We start from the raw sequence: 17,524 nt of genomic DNA on the forward strand, positions 1-17,524 counted from the left end.
GTAATTACACTAGTTAACAGATGGGGAAAGGGGACTAACTTGACCTGGCAAATATAAATCTCATAAATCACAAACGTTAGAACAATCTAGAACTAAATTTACTTAACTATGCGCTCCGTTCAATCTAATCAATTTGATTACGTTAAAATTGGCATTGCTTCACCAGAACGTATCCGCGCTTGGGGGGAACGTACCTTACCTAATGGTCAGGTGGTTGGCGAGGTGACAAAACCTGAAACCATTAACTACCGCACCCTCAAGCCAGAAATGGATGGTTTATTTTGTGAGCGGATCTTTGGCCCTGCTAAGGATTGGGAATGTCACTGTGGTAAATATAAACGGGTTCGTCATAGAGGTATTGTCTGTGAGCGCTGTGGAGTGGAGGTAACAGAATCACGAGTTCGCCGCCATAGAATGGGCTTCATTAAGTTAGCAGCACCTGTAGCCCATGTTTGGTATCTCAAAGGCATTCCTAGTTATATTGCCATACTACTAGACATGCCCCTACGAGATGTTGAGCAAATCGTCTACTTTAACTCCTATGTAGTTTTAGATCCTGGTAATGCTGACACACTCGTTTATAAACAACTGTTAACAGAAGACCAATGGTTAGAAATTGAGGATAGGATTTATAGTGAAGATTCTCAATTAGTAGGGGTAGAAGTAGGAATTGGTGCAGAAGCTTTACTACGTTTATTATCAGGTATTAATTTAGAAGAAGAAGCAGAAAAACTGCGGGGGGAAATTGAAGCAGCAAAGGGACAAAAACGGGCTAAATTGATTAAACGTCTGCGGGTAATTGACAATTTCATTGCCACTGGTTCCCAACCGGAATGGATGGTGATGTCAGCCATTCCAGTCATTCCACCCGATCTCCGTCCCATGGTACAACTAGACGGTGGTAGATTTGCTACCAGCGATTTAAACGACCTCTACCGTCGGGTGATCAATCGCAATAATCGTTTAGCTAGACTACAGGAAATCCTGGCCCCGGAAATCATTGTCCGCAATGAAAAACGCATGTTACAGGAAGCGGTAGATGCTTTAATTGACAATGGTCGGAGAGGACGCACCGTAGTAGGAGCCAATAACCGTCCATTAAAATCCCTATCAGATATCATAGAAGGTAAACAGGGGCGATTTCGGCAAAACCTCCTGGGTAAAAGAGTAGACTACTCAGGACGTTCGGTTATTGTAGTTGGTCCCAAATTGCAAATTCACCAGTGTGGACTCCCCAGGGAAATGGCCATAGAATTGTTTCAGCCATTTGTGATTAATCGTTTAATTCGATCGGGAATAGTTAACAATATTAAAGCAGCCAAAAAACTCATTTCTCGTAACGACCCTACTGTTTGGGATGTTTTGGAAGAAGTCATAGAAGGACATCCGGTTATGCTAAACCGTGCCCCTACGCTGCATAGACTGGGAATTCAGGCCTTTGAACCCATATTAGTAGAAGGAAGAGCAATACAGTTACATCCTCTTGTTTGTCCGGCATTCAATGCTGACTTTGATGGAGATCAGATGGCTGTTCACGTTCCCTTATCCTTAGAAAGCCAAGCGGAAGCAAGACTGTTAATGTTAGCATCCAACAACATTCTTTCACCTGCTACGGGTAGACCCATCGTCACACCCAGCCAAGACATGGTTTTGGGAGCCTATTACCTCACTGCTGAAAACCCCAATGCTACCAAGGGAGCAGGCAAATACTTTGCCTCCCTAGATGATGTAATCATGGCATATCAACAAGATCAAGTGGAACTACATGCCTATATTTATGTTCGATTCGATGGCGATGTGCAAACAGGACAACCGGATAACGAACCCTTGGAAGTTACAGAAAACGAAGATGGTAGCCGTACTCTCTTGTATAAATTTCGTCGAGTACGAGAAGATGCCCAAGGGAATTTAATTTCCCAATATGTTTATACAACTCCTGGCAGAGTGATTTATAACAAAGCAATTCAAGATGCTTTAGCCAGCTAATTATCCATCCAGTTTGTCCTATTCTCCATTTCTTAACCCACCATGACAGAAAAAATGATTTTCCGTAACCTTGTTGTCAACAAAGGTCAATTAAGAAACTTAATTTCCTGGGCATTTACTCACTATGGTACCGCCCGGACAGCTGTGATGGCCGATAAACTAAAAGACCTAGGATTCCGGTTTGCGACCAAAGCCGGTGTGTCCATTAGTGTAGACGATTTAATGGTTCCTCCCTCTAAGAAGTCCCTTTTACAGGCAGCTGAGGCGGAAATCTTGAGTACAGAGGCGAAATTTAAGCGTGGTGAAATTACGGAGGTAGAGCGTTTCCAAAAAGTAATTGATACATGGAATAGTACCTCTGAAAATCTCAAAGACGAAGTAGTTAATCACTTTAAAACTACAAATCCTCTTAATTCAGTTTATATGATGGCCTTTTCCGGAGCCAGAGGAAACATATCCCAAGTGCGACAACTAGTGGGAATGCGCGGACTAATGGCAGATCCCCAGGGAGAAATTATTGACTTGCCAATTAAGACCAATTTTCGGGAAGGACTAACAGTTACCGAGTACATTATCTCCAGTTATGGTGCGAGAAAGGGATTAGTAGACACAGCACTACGAACCGCTGACTCAGGTTATTTAACCCGACGGTTAGTGGATGTTTCCCAAGACGTGATTATTAGGGAGGTAGACTGTGGAACCCTAAGAGGTGTACCCGTACGGGACATGACAGAAGGGGCAAAAGTATTAATTCCCTTAGGGACAAGACTAGTAGGGAGGGTTGTAGCTAAAGATGTTATTAATCCTACAACTGGGGAGATTCTGGCAGCCCGAAATACACCAATTTCTGATGAACTAGCAGCGGAAATTCACAAAGCGGGAGTAAAAGAAGTATTAGTAAGATCACCATTAACCTGTGAAGCTGCCCGTTCCGTATGTCAACATTGTTACGGGTGGAGCCTAGCCTACGCGAAAATGGTGGATTTGGGCGAAGCAGTGGGAATTATTGCAGCTCAAAGTATTGGGGAACCCGGAACTCAATTAACCATGCGGACCTTCCACACTGGTGGGGTATTTACAGGAGAAGTTGCCCAACAGGTGAGAGCCAAAATCCCAGGAACAATCAAATTTTCCCGCAGCTTAAAGACCCGCCCCTATCGGACTCGTCATGGAGAAGATGCTTTATATGCTGAAACCAACGGCAATTTGATCCTAGAAAGTACCACCCAGGAGCATCAAGAAATTTCTGTGACCCAGGGTTCCACACTGTATATTGTCCCGGGTCAAAAGGTAGAGGTGTCCGAATTGCTGGCCGAAGTAGCTCTAGGGGGTAAAACAACTAAAGCTAATACAGAAAAAGCAGTAAAAGATGTAGCTTCTGACTTAGCGGGTGAAGTAGTGTTTTCTGATGTTTTAGCGGAACAAAAAACTGACCGTCAGGGAAACACCACCACAACAGCAACAAGAGGTGGTTTGATTTGGATTTTGTCGGGAGAAGTTTATAATTTACTCCCCGGTGCAGAATTGGTGGTCAAAAATGGAGATAAAATTACTGCCAATGGGGTGTTGGGGGAGACTAGACTCAATACCGTACACGGAGGAGTGGTCCGCCTACCTGAACCCATTCCTGGTCGTCCCACCAGAGAAATTGAAATCATTACAGCTTCCGTAATTTTAGACCAAGCAACAGTCACAGTTCATAGTTCCCAAGGTAAAAATAATTATTTGATTCATACTGGCCCAAGACACCAGGAGGAAATCTCCAAAGAGAGTGAGGGATCTTTCCAATCCCAAACATTTAATCTCAGGGCCACACCCGGAACCAAAGTACAAAATGGTCAAGTTGTAGCTGAATTGATTGACGATAGGTATCGCACTACCACGGGAGGAATGTTGAAATTTGCCGGAATTGAAGTCCAGAAAAAAGGCAAAGCTAAACTCGGTTATGAGGTAGTAAGTGGAGGAACCTTGTTGTGGATACCTGAAGAAACCCACGAGGTTAATAAGGATATTTCTCTACTGTTAGTAGAAGATGGACAATTTGTGGAAGCAAGCACAGAAGTAGTTAAAGATATATTCTGTCAAACCAGTGGAGTGGTGGAAATTACACAGAAAAACGACATTCTGCGGGAAATAGTCATTAAACCCGGCGAACTTTTGATGGTAGATGATCCAGAAGCAGTGCTGGGGAGAGATAATACCTTTGTTCACCCCGGAGAGGAGTTACTAGGAACTACTGTAACGGAAATGCGTTACATTCAATATGTGGAGTCTCCCGAAGGACCAGCTCTTTTGAGTCGTCCCGTGGTGGAGTTTGAGGTCTCATCCCACCCCGATTTGCCTTCCACTACTTCCGTTAGTCAACAAACTGGAAGATCTATACAATTAAGAGCAGTACAGAGGTTGCCATACAAAGATGGGGAGCGAGTAAAAGCTATAGATGGAGTTGAATTACTCAGAACCCAACTAGTATTAGAGATTGAACAGGAGGGAGAGCAAGACCATGCTTCTCCTTTAGCAGCAGATATTGAATTAGTCCCTGATAGTGAAAACTCTGAAATTCAACGCCTGCAGTTAGTGATTTTAGAGTCTCTGGCACTCAGGCGAGATATGGCAGCTGATGCCACCCAAGGTAGCACTCATACTACCTTAGAGGTGGAAGATGGTATTACCATTCCACCTGGATCCGTAGTAGCAAGAACTCAGATCCTGTCTAAGGAGGGAGGAATCATACGAGGGGTACGACCGGGCGCAGAAACGGTTCGACGCTGTCTTATCCTCAGAGATACCGATATGATTATCGTTAAGACTAATCTTCCACCCACTGTGAAAAAGGGAGATCTATTGGTACAAGGCACAGAAATTGCTCCAGGAGTAACAGCTCCTGTTTCTGGACAGCTGGTGGATATTAGTCATCAATTACCCCCCAACAACAATCAACAAGAACAACTTGTAGAAGCAGCATACTCCTTGAAAATTCGCATGGGTCGTCCCTATCGGGTTAGTCCAGGAGCAGTCTTACAAATAGAAGACGGCGGATTGGTACAAAGGGGAGATAATTTAGTTCTATTGGTGTTTGAACGCGCAAAAACAGGAGATATTATCCAAGGGTTGCCAAGAATTGAAGAATTATTGGAAGCTCGTAAACCCAAAGAAGCATGTATTTTATCCCGTCGTTCTGGGGAAGTAAAAGTAGTTTATGGGGAAGGGGATGAAAACCTAGTCAGTCGGGAAGCATATTCAGTCAAAGTTGTAGAATCTGATGGTGTGGTCATAGATTATCCTTTAGGACCAGGACAGAATTTAATCGTTCCCGATGGTGCGATGGTGGAAGCTGGTCAACCATTAACTGATGGACCTTCTAACCCCCATGAAATTTTAGAAATCTTCTTCAGTTTAGGATCTGAGGATGGACTTTACGCTTGTGCTAGTCATGCTCTACAAAAAGTGCAAAGCTTTTTAGTGAATGAAGTACAAATGGTATACCAGTCTCAGGGAATTGACATCGCAGACAAACACATTGAAGTCATAGTCCGACAAATGACTAACAAAGTGCGCATTGATGATGGTGGTGACACCATTATGTTACCTGGAGAACTAGTTGAATTAAAACAGGTAGAGCAGGTAAATGAGGCCATGTCAATTACCGGGGGCGCTAGATCCCAGTACACACCGGTATTATTGGGTATAACTAAAGCATCATTGAATACAGATAGTTTTATTTCTGCAGCCTCCTTCCAAGAAACTACAAGGGTGTTGACAGAAGCAGCAATTGAGGGTAAATCTGACTGGTTAAGAGGACTAAAAGAGAACGTTATCATAGGAAGATTGATTCCCGCTGGTACTGGTTATAATACTTATGAAGAGGTAGGAGCAATTGAGGACTATGGTACAGATGTGGCTACGAGTGTATTAGATGAGGTGGATGATCCATTAGATATGGTTTTAGATGACCGAACCGCTAAGCTGTATAGTTTAGATAACTCTGGACTGGATGGGACTTATGATGATAGCTACGATCATGATAATACCTATGGTAGTAACCATAGTACGGCTTTAGAGGATGAAGATGAGGATCTAATTACTGATGAAGTAATTACGGGTGTAGATGAAGATGAAGACGAGGATGATTATGAAGACGAGGATGAAGATGATTTTGATATAGATGTAGATCTGTAATCATTGATGTTTAACCATTTGGGGGAATCATTTCCCCTTTTGTTTTTCCATCCCTAGAGTAATATGAATTCCAACCTAGAAAATTTAGAGTTTATTGATTATATTGACCATGGTGGTGAATTACCTATACAACTTGAAGGTAAGATAGGGGTTTACGCAATTTTTAATCAGGAAAAAATTTTGCAATTCATTGGTTATTCTCGTGATGTTTATCTCAGTTGTAAGCAACATTTAGTTCGTCAACCCCATAAATGTTATTGGTTAAAAGTCCACACTATTGAACGTCCTGACCGAAAAATTCTATCGGAGATTGAAAATAGTTGGATTGCCCAAAATGGTAGTTTACCACCGGGTAATGGTGAGCATAAACAAATATGGACTAATGCCATTAATGTCCAAGAGCTAATGACTGATACAGAAAAAGAGAATTATCACAATCCATTAATTGATGATTTAGCTAAGACTAAAGTGTTAAAGAATGTATCACGTCGAGTAGAGTCAGAAATATTAGAACTGTTGACAGCAAGAGGGTTAAAAACTCAAATTCGCTTTAACCCCAAGTTGAAAGAGGAGGGTTTACTAGATTTAAAATAACCTCACTTCCAGATGGTAGTGTAATCCGAATTATAATTTAGAGGAGTTCCCTACCCAGGAAAAGACTTCTCTAGTCCAAAATGAATTATCATAATTACCTTTAAACAGTCAAACAGATAACCATGCTAGAACAAGGTACTATCAGTATACACACTGAGAATATTTTCCCCATTATCAAGAAATCTCTCTATTCCGATCATCAGATATTCCTGCGCGAACTCATATCTAACGCAGTGGATGCGATCCAAAAAATCAAAATGGTCTCCCGTGCTGGGGAATATGGTGGAGATATAGGGGAACCGGAAATTACCATTGCCATTGACAAGGAGAAGAAAACCCTTTCTATCTCCGATAATGGTATTGGGATGACTGGGGAGGAAGTAAAAAAATATATTAACCAAGTAGCTTTTTCTAGCGCAGAAGAGTTTATTCATAAGTATGAAGGAAAAGCGGATCAACCAATTATTGGTCACTTTGGTTTAGGCTTCTATTCCTCCTTTATGGTTGCCAAAAAGGTTGAGATAGATACCCTTTCTTACAAAGAGGGTTCACAAGCAGTACATTGGAGTTGTGATGGTTCACCGGAATTTACCTTAGATGAATCTTCTCGCAATATTCGTGGTACAACGATTACTTTAACGTTAATGCCCGATGAAGAAGATTATTTAGAGACGGCTAGAATTAAAAACTTGGTTAAAACCTACTGTGATTTTATGCCAGTTCCCATAAAACTGGATGGGGAGGTGTTAAATAAACAAAAAGCACCTTGGCGAGAATCTCCCAGCACTTTGACCCAGGAAGATTATTTGGAGTTTTATCGCTACCTTTATCCCTTTCAGGAAGAACCTTTATTGTGGGTTCATTTGAATACAGATTATCCATTTATTATTAATGGAATTTTGTATTTCCCTAAAATGCGTCCTGATGTGGATGTAACCAAGGGACAAACTAAGTTGTTCTGTAATCAAGTTTTCGTCAGTGATAATTGTGATGAAATCATCCCCCAATTTTTGATTCCTATGCGGGGTGTTATTGATAGTACAGATATTCCTTTGAACGTTTCTCGTAGTGCATTGCAAGGCGATCGCACGGTGAGGAAAATAGGAGATTATATCGCTAAAAAGGTAGGTGATAGGCTAAAGGAACTCTATAGGAGCGATCGGGAACAATATATCAAAGCTTGGAAGGATTTAGGGACTTTTGTTAAGTTTGGAGTTCTCAATGACGAGAAATTTAAAAAACAAGTGGAAGATATACTTGTTTTCCGAACTACTGCTAAACTCACGGAAAGTCCTGCACATGAACCAACAGTTGAGGTGCAGTCAGCGGAGAGTGATATTTGGCAAGATGTCAACAAGAGCAACACCAATACTTTGCCCTACACCACCCTGAAGGAGTATCTGGAGCGGAACAAAGAGCGTCAGGAAAATAAGGTATTTTATAGCACTGATGAAGCTAGCCAAGCTACATATATAGAACTACACAAAAATCAAGGTTTAGAAGTTCTATTTATGGACTCATTCATTGATACTCACTTTATTAATTTTCTAGAAAGGGAATATCAGGATGTTAAATTTACCAGGGTAGATTCTGACCTAGATAACACATTATTAGATGATAAATCGGGGGAAATTGTAGACCCGACAACACAGAAAACCAAGAGTGAAACCATCAAGGAGTTATTTGAGAAATCCCTTAACAAACCCAAGGTAAATATTCGGACTGAAGCATTGAAATCCGATGATCCTCAAGGGACACCACCAGCAGTAGTGTTATTACCAGAAATTCTTCGTCGTCTGCGGGAAATGAATGCCATGATGCAACAACAAAATGCCGATTTTCCTGAAGATCACATTTTGTTGGTGAATACGGCCCATCCTTTGATTCAAAACCTGGTTAGCTTGAATCAAGGTAGCATTATTCAAGGTAGTGGTGAATCACCAACAGGAAAATTGGTGAAAATGATTTGTCAGCACGTTTATGATTTAGCGTTGATGTCTCAAAAGGGATTTGATGCAGAGGGGATGAAGTCCTTTGTTGAACGTTCTAACGAGGTGTTAACTAAGTTAACTTCAGCAAGTTAAATACTCGTTAATAGTCCTATTCAATCTCCCCATGGCAATAGCCAATTTTTCCAGGGGACAGGGAATTCATTCCCCGTATCTTGCAAAGCTTTTACCTCTCATCTGGCGTTCAGGCGATCTCGCGTAGCGAGATCGCCTACCCATTTCTCAATTTACATCTTATACTCTCGAACAAAATGGAGTGGCAAAAATGAACAGATACACAAAATTAGAAAACCTATTAAAAGCTCAAGACTTTAAAGAAGCAGATTTAGAAACAAATAGAGTAATAGTAGAAGTAGCTAACAGAGAAAGGGAAGGTTATTTAAGAGAAGAAGATGCAGAAAAATTTCCTTGTAAAGAATTGCGCGCCATTGATAATCTGTGGCTAAAATATAGTCAGGGTAAATTTGGTATATCTGTCCAACAAAAAATATATAAAAACCTGGGCGGCACAAAACAATTTGATGAAAAGGTATGGGAATCCTTCGCAGATAGGGTAGGATGGAGAAGATTGGGATCATGGCTCTCTTACAAAGACTTAAACTTTTCACTGTCCGCACCAATTGGTCAACTCCCAGCTGCTATCGGGTCAGTGTGCGGAGTTAAGGGTGAGTGTGTGGGTGGTCCGTGTGGTGGCGTCTTGCCATATGGTATCGCATCACTCCCAGGTATTGAGACATTAAACTCAACATCTACATTATAGGTTTACCAAAAAAACTATAATCCCTATTGATGAAAGTATAATTGCCCCTATAAGCACCGGTTTAACTAGATCTAAACCTTTTGATGACTGACCGCTTTTATGGGCTGTATTTTCTAGTCCCTGTGCTACTGTTGGATTCCCCGTGGCTACTATCACCTCGAATTTTAACTCAAAGGGTTGCCAATTCTCTCCTGTCCTTGGTTTTCCCGTGAGTTGCAGTTCATAAACTCCTGGTTTAGGAAATGTAATTTCCGCTCCTGGTATACCCTCATATCTTTCCGCATTCATAGGTTTTAAGGGTGGTTCAACCAGGGCGGGTTCCCCGGGTGTATGTGGTTGGGCATAAATAGCTAAGTGACAATTACAGTCTTTTAAAGGCACGGTTTTACCACCTTTTTGAGTTAAAGCAAACCATACTGGTGTAATTTCACCTGCACGGGCCCGATCCTTAGGTTCAATGTGAAGAGTAGCTCCTATATCATTTGATATTTTCACTGTGTGAGCATTAACTATATTGGTGAATGTTGCTGTTATTAGTATAAACAACAAGTAGAATATTACTTTATGCCTGTATTTATTTGGTTTAATTAACATATCAGTAAATGTCCATTATTTTTTCTGCTTTAAAGGAGTATAAAATTCTTTTAACTTAAAAATTGACCAAATTAAGGGCGATCGCATCATTAAAACCGCGAGTATAATGAATATTAATAATAAGGTTGCTATCTGATTAAAGATAGTTAACTTTAAAGCTCCTAAATAGGTAGAACCAATCAAAACTGCATGAATAGCAGTCAATATCAAAGCTGGAATCGTCAAAAGATGGATTCGACGCCAGTTTGGACCTAGAGACTTTTGCATAAAGTCAAAACTTGTAAAAGCAGCAGGAGTCATAAAAATTAAAGCCAAAACACCTGCACCCATTCCCCACTGAAATTCCACTGGTAAAAACCAAACAGCTGATAAATTCCATGCTAACAAGTGTTCTAATTTATGAATTGTATGTACTAATGATAGCAGAAATGCTCCCACACCCAATCCTCGACGATAACGTATAAGAGCTGGCAATAGAACACGTGTGGGACGGGCGATTAAAGCCAAAATTAAGCAAATTAGGGCAGCATAACCACTATAATCAACCATAGTCTCCCCTGTGCGGGATATGGTAATTATACCAATAATCATACTTACCCACCCCCCCATGCGAAATAGTTGACTACGTTGATCTTTACTCATTAGGGAAGTGGAAATACTTACTCCTAACATAGTTGGTAGAGTACCCAAACCAAATGCCAACATAGTTATTGCCCCATGCCATCCATTTCCTGTAGCTGCTGCTTTAATTTGAGCAGCATATAAAAAACCACAGGGCATTAGGCCCCAGGTCATACCTAAAAGTGCTGGTGTCCACCATTTTGTATGTAATGATAAATTTACCATTACAGCACTTAACCGATTATGTAAACTATTTTGTAGCAAAGGGTGGAATATGGGAATTTTAGGTATTAAATGTGGTTTAACCTGTGCTAATCCTAACCAGATTAACATCATTCCAGTAATTATTGCTATCCATCTGCGTAAATCACTACCAACTCCTCCTAATTGTCCACCTTGTACCAATGCGGAACCAAGTGTGCCTATAGCAGTACCAACTAGAGCATAGCTAAATACTCTACCTAAATTTAAGAGAATATGAAATTGTAGTTGTCGTTGCCAGGATTGAGTTTTCTCCGGGTAAGAAAAAGAAAAAGCCACTGCTAAAGGTCCACACATGCCAATGCAGTGACCAAAGCTTCCCAAAAAACCCAGCATAGTAATTAGCACTAAGTCCAACATAATTAAAAGAGTTGTTGGGTAATAACCGGTATGTTGGAATCAGGTTGGTGATTTTGTCAAAAGACAAGCTGTAAAACTTGGTATGGTCGACTATTCCTTAGAGATTGTTGTGGGAAAGGTCAAGCTCCAGTTTTGAGGATTGTTTAGCTCAAAAAATAGCCCTTGAAAAATCATTTTTATGCCCATACGAGTAGGTACATAGTATCTGATTAAAATATTTCCCGGTTCGGCGAATACATCATCATAATTTTCACTGTATCCAAAAGGACGGGCGCAGTACTGACGACCTCCGGGAATAGATAACATAAAAAACTGACTTTCTTTGTATGAAGCAGGGACTTGAAATATTCCATATATATGATGTTGACCCAACCAAGGTTGAACACTAACTTTAGTAGCTGTGACCTGAAAATTAGCCTTTTTTAATTTTGCCAGGGTTATGGGACTGCAATTAGAATCATTGACTGGCCACCAGATAATTACTAAGCAAGAAAGTGTAAAAATTAGACCATAGATAATCAAACGGCGCATATTGATGCAATTGTTTTATGAACAAGTAACAAACATGAAGTTTTTGTAAACCCATTTAATCTGGTCGTTCTCACCAAAGGAGGTTACAATCACTTTAAGTAAAGAGATTAATCTAACCATAACTAAAAACCATGATAAAGAATGCCCTAACCAGAAAAAACCACAAAAAAGCTATCATATTTACAGGATTATTAAGTGCGATCGCCTGGACACAATATTTGACAATGTGTGCCATCGTCCATGCAGCAGATAGGGTAACCATACGTTATGGATTCCTGGAAGAGTCGACTTCTGTTGCAGAGCTGAAAAAGGCCACGGAAACTGGGCAATTGCCAGGTAGTCTACAGATTTATACTAGTGCACTAAGCCAAGAACAACGTAACTGGTTGGTGCAAGGATTAAAAACTAGAATACCCATAAATGTGGTGACTTTAGATTGGTTACTGAATACTCAATTAGGTCAAACAGTAATCAATGACATAGCAACAGTTTTTGATCGTCGTCAGGATCAATCAGGGGTGCAAGCAGTTAGATCCGGTTTAATATTGGCTGCTAGTTCACCAGAAGGTCTATCTATGCTCAGTTTTATTGCAGCATACCCCAGTCAAACCCTGAGACTGAATTTACCACAGGTTTTGACGGTAGCAAGGTTTTTAAATATAGATTTTTTGCAGACTCAGCAATTCCTACTGATGCACAGTCCCCAAAGTGATAGGCAAAAACCATCCATAAATATTCCATTTGATCCCACCCAACCGGGAACACAGAAAGTAGAAATATCTAAGTTAAACTTAAGTGATGATAAACGTAAACGTAATATTATCGTGGATATTTATTGGTCAACTCCTACCAATGGTGAAAACAATATTGAAAAACCCTTAATTGTCTTTTCCCATAGCTCTAGTTCAGCAGGTACAGACCTGCAATATTTAGCTCAACATCTTGCTTCTTATGGTTATGTGGTTGCAGCTTTACAAAATCCTGGTAGTAATTTTTTTACTAATAAAGGCAAAGTAGGTTTGAACCCTCAAGAATTTTTAGCTCTTCCCCAGGATGTAAGTTTTGTTCTGGATGAATTGGCGAAGGTTAACCAAAATCCTAATAATTCCCTACAGGGAAAACTAACCACTAATAAAGTCATGTTTGTTGGTTATTCCCTGGGTGGAACTACAGCATTAGCATTAGCTGGTGGTGAACTACAAATTGCCAGTCTAAAAAGCAGTTGTGAAAAAAATGCTGGTAAATTGAGTGATGTTCAAAGTTTTATGTGCCTGGCCAGACAATTGCCACAAAATAACTATCAACTACAAGATCAAAGAGTCAAACAAATAATAGCTCTAAAACCAGCTTCTTCCCTCCTATTTGGTGAAACCGGTTTGACAAAGGTAAAAGTTCCTACCCTAGTATTTACCGCATCTGCTGACCATGTCACCCCAAGTTTGACTGAACAAATTAACGGTTTTAATCGTATTGCATCTCCTAAGTGGTTAGCTGCTGCGGTGGGTGCTAGCCATTACAGTGTAGTGGATCCCCTAGTAGTCAATGCTTCTCTAAACACAAATAACACTCCCATTACCAGTCGAGAAGTAGTGGGAGAAAAATCAGCGGATGTGCGCAGTTACGTGAAGGCGATTACTTTAGCCATGGCCGCACAACTAACACCAGATGCTAATAAGTATAATGTTTTTCTCACTCCCGAATATGCCCAATTCGCCTCTACACCTCTTTTTCCATTTCGTCTAATTGCGCCCCTTCATAGTATCAATACTACAAGCAAGAACTAGTTAAGGGCACCAAAAGCTATTCTTAATCCCCAAAATACAATTAAAACTGCCACAGCTAACCAATCGGGTGGTTTTAATTGTAGTTCGTGCCATTTGACCTGATGTTCATTGGGACTGGTAAAACCCCTCACTATCATCGCATTTGCTATTTGTTCTGCTCTCAATAGCAGATTTTCTAATAGTCTCTCCATGACAATTAACCAGACCCTTATACCCCCTTTTAATCCCAGTTTCTTCCAGTTGATCGCCCTGGTCATTACGGAACGGATCAGATTTTGAATCTCTTCTAAAACTAGGGGAATAAATCGCAATGATAGGGTTAGTGTAAGGGTAATTTCAGTAACAGGAATGTGCAACTTTTTTAAAGGCTGCATTAAGCTCTCTATACCTGATGTTATCTCCTCTGGTGCGGTTGTTAATAAGTACAAATTACTGCTATATATTAATGTAAATACAATAGTACTTAAACTAGTTGCTAAACTTAATGACCGCCGACTGATCTTAACCGGACCTTGATGAAAGATTATATACTTGTACTTTTCATTTGTAGGTAAGGGCAATTTAGTTTTATTTTCAGAATTTGTGGATGGTGCTGGACTTAATATTTGTTCACTTGCTGGTAGGCGTGGTTGATAGTCTATGCTCATACCATCTGGACTAATAGAAATGATGGCGAACACCATAATTGACAATACTAGCAACCACCCCATTTGTTGACGCCATACCCTAAGAGGAATTTTGGCAATCAAGGTAAAAATAATCAGCAGTAATACCAGTAACACACGCCAGTAGTTGTTGGCAAATACATAGCTGGTCAGAAAACTTAACAACCAAATTAATTTCACCCGTGAATCTAATTTATGTAGCCAAGTTTGAGGAGCATCTAAATATAACCCCAAAGGAAGCGATCGCAATAAGTCCATGTGTCAATTCCTAAATTCCCAACTAACTTTCTCATGTTACTGATGAAAAGGTGTTTCAGACACGAGTTGCTCGATTAAGAGTGCCAACTTCCATTTCTCTAACTTTTTTGCTACGCCATAAGATGCGGATTGGTGTTCCCTCAAAACCCAATTGCTTGCGAAACTGTCTTTCTATGTAACGTCTGTAATTTTCATTGAACCGTTTAGCATCATTAACAAACAATGCAAAGGTAGGTGGTTGGCTACTGACCTGGGTACCATAATAGATTTTACCCTGTTTACCACTGCGTGAAGCTGGTGGTGAGTGCCAACTGACTGCATCTGTGAGAACTTCATTAACCACGGATGTACTGACACGGCGTTTATGGGATTCAGCAGCTTTATTAACCAGGTCTAAAATCTTTTCTACTCTTTGTCCAGTTATAGCACTAACAAATATGGTATCTGCCCATTCAGTAAAGTGTAATCTTGCCTCTAAGCTTTTTTCATGGTCATATATAGTATAAGAGTCTTTTTCTACAGCATCCCATTTATTCACCACAATTATACAAGCACGTCCATCTTCAACAATCCGTCCAGCTAATTTTTGATCCTGTTCTGTAACACCATCTAAAGCATCCAGCACTAATAGCACCACATCAGCACGGCGGATTGCTTTAAAAGCACGATTAATACTGAAAAATTCCGTCCCGTATTCCACATGTTTCTTTTTCCTAATTCCCGCAGTGTCAATTAACCGGTAGGCTTGTCCTTCTCGTTCAATTAACGTGTCAATAGTATCCCTGGTAGTTCCAGAAATTGGACTGACTATTGCCCTTTCCTCGCCGACAAAAGCATTTAAGAGACTGGATTTACCCACATTAGGACGTCCAACAATAGCTACTTTAACTTCCGTATTTTCCTGTAACTCTTCAACTTGAGGAATATATTGAATTAAGTCATCAAGCAAATCACCCGTACCACTTCCATGAATAGCGGATATGGGGTAAGGTTCTCCCAGTCCCAACTCCCAAAACTCACTAGCTTGAATAATACCTTGATCTGGTGATTCGCATTTGTTCACAGCTAGGAGAGTGGGAACAGGTTGTTGACGTAACCATTCAGCAATTTCCTCATCTGCAGGAGTTAGACCAGTTTGTCCATCTACAACAAATATGGCAGCACAAGCTTCTGAGAGTGCGGTTATTGCTTGTTGACGTATGAGAGGGAGAAATTCCGTATCATCATTAAACACTAGACCTCCAGTATCAACCACCAAAAACTCCCGATTTTGCCAAAATGCTGGACGATAGGTACGATCTCGTGTAACACCAGGTTCATCGTGAACTATTGCTGTTTGATCCCCTGCTAAACGGTTCACAAAAGTAGATTTGCCCACATTGGGGCGGCCGATAATTGCTACAATTGGCAGTGCCATAAATTCAATTCCGAATGCGGATTGTGCGGACGTGCTGGGTTATCTATATTTATTTTTCACCCACCACAATGTAGAACTCCTTATGATATCATATTTTTTAGTATTTGTCATTGCTGGCAAGTTTCCTCTTGCTTGTGATGAAAAACTACCCAAACCAAGAGCAATGTCTAAAAATGTCCACAAGTCAGCAAACAGTTTCTAACCCCCTTAAAACTCCTCTGCTCCCCCCCCTGCTTGGTGCTTCAGTGGATGAATTAACCACCTGGGTACAACAGCAGGGACAACCAGGATATAGGGGTAAGCAACTACATAATTGGATTTATCACCACGGTGTACACAAAATTAGTGATATATCTGTATTTCCTAAAACTTGGCGCGAACAGGTTGCTGATGTTTCCATAGGTCGCTCATCGATTGACCATCAGTCTTTTGCCACGGATGGTACAGAAAAATATTTGCTCCAACTGGCGGATGGTGAAATTATCGAAACCGTTGGCATCCCAAGCGATAAGAGGTTAACTGTCTGTGTTTCTACTCAGGTTGGTTGCCCAATGGCTTGTGATTTTTGTGCTACTGGTAAAGGTGGGTTCAAACGCAATCTCAATCGTGGGGAAATTGTTGACCAGGTACTCACAGTACAAGAAAATTTCCAACAACGAGTCAGTCATGTTGTGTTTATGGGAATGGGTGAACCATTGTTAAACACTGAGAATGTGATTCTGGCTCTCAAGTGTTTAAATCAAGATTTAGGAATTGGACAACGCTCTTTGACAGTTTCTACTGTAGGTATTCGTGACCGTATTCGTCAACTGGCTGAACACCATTTACAAGTTACTCTTGCTGTTAGTCTACACGCACCTAACCAGAACTTAAGAGAACAAATAATTCCTAGTGCTAAAACTTACCCCATAGAACAATTATTAGCGGAATGTCGAGAATATGTGGAAATTACAGGAAGAAGGGTCACTTTTGAGTACATTCTTTTAGCTGGTGTTAATGATTTACCAGAACAAGCTTTGGAGTTATCCCAACGGTTGCGGGGTTTTCAAAGTCACGTCAATTTAATCCCTTACAATCCCATTCAAGAAGCAGACTATCAAAGACCAAACCGGGATAGGATCCATGCATTTGTAAATATTTTGCAACAGCAAAAAATAGCCGTCAGCATCAGATATTCTCGCGGTTTGGAAGTAGACGCAGCTTGCGGTCAACTCAGGAAGCGGCAAAATGTGATTAAACAGAAGTTTACATGCTAATTTTAGGTTAAACTAATGTCTTTCCAGCATAAATGCCTGGTGCATAGGCTTCAATCACTCTACCTGTACGAGTACAGTTGATCATTAAATAGTCACAAGCTGGACATTGGGTTCTAGTAACTTGACTCTCAGATATAAAATAGCGCTCCGCCATTTTGCCACAATTGGGACAGTGAACTTTACTATGTAAGACTGGCATTTTAAACTCCCTGGATAACTTTTTGTTAATTTTTTCACCCAAACCAAAAA

13 protein-coding genes are annotated in these 17,524 nt (G+C 40.5%); 7 read left to right on the plus strand and 6 right to left on the minus strand.

Annotated features, from left to right (window positions below; translation table 11 throughout):
- Nucleotides 1-108 precede the first annotated feature (108 nt).
- The 5 genes from C6N34_RS14390 (at nucleotide 109) to C6N34_RS14410 (ending at nucleotide 9,528) form a co-directional block, all read left to right on the plus strand.
- A complete protein-coding gene (locus C6N34_RS14390) occupies nucleotides 109-1,986 on the plus strand; it encodes a DNA-directed RNA polymerase subunit gamma (RefSeq protein ID WP_057177196.1) in 1,878 nt (625 codons plus the stop codon).
- A gap of 42 nt (nucleotides 1,987-2,028) precedes the next feature.
- Complete coding sequence (locus tag C6N34_RS14395; RefSeq protein WP_057177195.1) at nucleotides 2,029-6,165, plus strand: DNA-directed RNA polymerase subunit beta'; 4,137 nt, start codon at nucleotides 2,029-2,031, stop codon at nucleotides 6,163-6,165.
- A 63-nt stretch (nucleotides 6,166-6,228) separates the two neighbouring features.
- Nucleotides 6,229-6,759 (plus strand): GIY-YIG nuclease family protein, encoded by a 531-nt coding sequence (locus C6N34_RS14400; RefSeq protein WP_006277465.1) that lies wholly within the window; start codon nucleotides 6,229-6,231, stop codon nucleotides 6,757-6,759.
- Between the two features lie 122 nt (nucleotides 6,760-6,881).
- Nucleotides 6,882-8,843, plus strand: a complete 1,962-nt coding sequence (htpG, locus tag C6N34_RS14405; protein WP_115539027.1) for a molecular chaperone HtpG — start codon at nucleotides 6,882-6,884, stop codon at nucleotides 8,841-8,843.
- A gap of 190 nt (nucleotides 8,844-9,033) precedes the next feature.
- Nucleotides 9,034-9,528: a GUN4 domain-containing protein gene (locus C6N34_RS14410; protein WP_236107159.1), complete on the plus strand. Its 495-nt coding sequence runs from the start codon at nucleotides 9,034-9,036 to the stop codon at nucleotides 9,526-9,528.
- Here the strand turns inward: C6N34_RS14410 and C6N34_RS14415 are convergent.
- The 3 genes from C6N34_RS14415 to C6N34_RS14425 form a co-directional block, all read right to left on the minus strand.
- Entirely contained in the window at nucleotides 9,523-10,023 is a 501-nt protein-coding gene (locus C6N34_RS14415; RefSeq protein WP_330935934.1) for a hypothetical protein, read from the minus strand. The two genes, C6N34_RS14410 and C6N34_RS14415, sit on opposite strands and share 6 nt — an antisense overlap.
- 114 nt (nucleotides 10,024-10,137) lie before the next feature.
- The gene (locus C6N34_RS14420) at nucleotides 10,138-11,364 is read right to left on the minus strand and encodes an urease accessory protein UreH domain-containing protein (protein WP_115539026.1); all 1,227 of its coding nucleotides are present in this window, start codon (nucleotides 11,362-11,364) and stop codon (nucleotides 10,138-10,140) included.
- A 90-nt stretch (nucleotides 11,365-11,454) separates the two neighbouring features.
- On the minus strand, nucleotides 11,455-11,895 hold the full coding sequence (locus C6N34_RS14425) for a hypothetical protein (RefSeq protein ID WP_006277470.1): 441 nt from the start codon (nucleotides 11,893-11,895) through the stop codon (nucleotides 11,455-11,457).
- A gap of 131 nt (nucleotides 11,896-12,026) precedes the next feature.
- On the opposite strand from C6N34_RS14425, the gene C6N34_RS14430 reads away from it, so the two are divergent.
- The gene (locus C6N34_RS14430; protein ID WP_115539025.1) at nucleotides 12,027-13,679 is read left to right on the plus strand and encodes an alpha/beta hydrolase; all 1,653 of its coding nucleotides are present in this window, start codon (nucleotides 12,027-12,029) and stop codon (nucleotides 13,677-13,679) included.
- Here C6N34_RS14430 and C6N34_RS14435 read toward each other — a convergent pair.
- Together C6N34_RS14435 and der are read right to left on the minus strand one after the other, a co-directional pair.
- On the minus strand, nucleotides 13,676-14,602 hold the full coding sequence (locus C6N34_RS14435) for a CbiQ family ECF transporter T component (RefSeq protein ID WP_057177189.1): 927 nt from the start codon (nucleotides 14,600-14,602) through the stop codon (nucleotides 13,676-13,678). The genes C6N34_RS14430 and C6N34_RS14435 overlap by 4 nt on opposite strands.
- Before the next feature lie 55 nt (nucleotides 14,603-14,657).
- Nucleotides 14,658-16,019 (minus strand): ribosome biogenesis GTPase Der, encoded by a 1,362-nt coding sequence (gene der, locus C6N34_RS14440; RefSeq protein ID WP_057177188.1) that lies wholly within the window; start codon nucleotides 16,017-16,019, stop codon nucleotides 14,658-14,660.
- A 173-nt stretch (nucleotides 16,020-16,192) separates the two neighbouring features.
- Between der and rlmN the strand changes: the two genes are divergently transcribed.
- Nucleotides 16,193-17,275 carry a 23S rRNA (adenine(2503)-C(2))-methyltransferase RlmN gene (gene rlmN, locus C6N34_RS14445; RefSeq protein WP_057177242.1) on the plus strand — a complete coding sequence of 361 codons (1,083 nt, stop codon included), beginning with the start codon at nucleotides 16,193-16,195 and terminating at the stop codon, nucleotides 17,273-17,275.
- 7 nt (nucleotides 17,276-17,282) lie between these two features.
- Here rlmN and C6N34_RS14450 read toward each other — a convergent pair whose 3' ends face one another.
- The gene (locus C6N34_RS14450; RefSeq protein WP_040009118.1) at nucleotides 17,283-17,474 is read right to left on the minus strand and encodes a hypothetical protein; all 192 of its coding nucleotides are present in this window, start codon (nucleotides 17,472-17,474) and stop codon (nucleotides 17,283-17,285) included.
- Nucleotides 17,475-17,524 lie beyond the last annotated feature (50 nt).

Origin of the sequence: Cylindrospermopsis raciborskii Cr2010, assembly GCF_003367075.2 — a bacterium.
In the GTDB taxonomy this organism is placed as follows: Bacteria; Cyanobacteriota; Cyanobacteriia; order Cyanobacteriales; family Nostocaceae; genus Raphidiopsis; species Raphidiopsis raciborskii.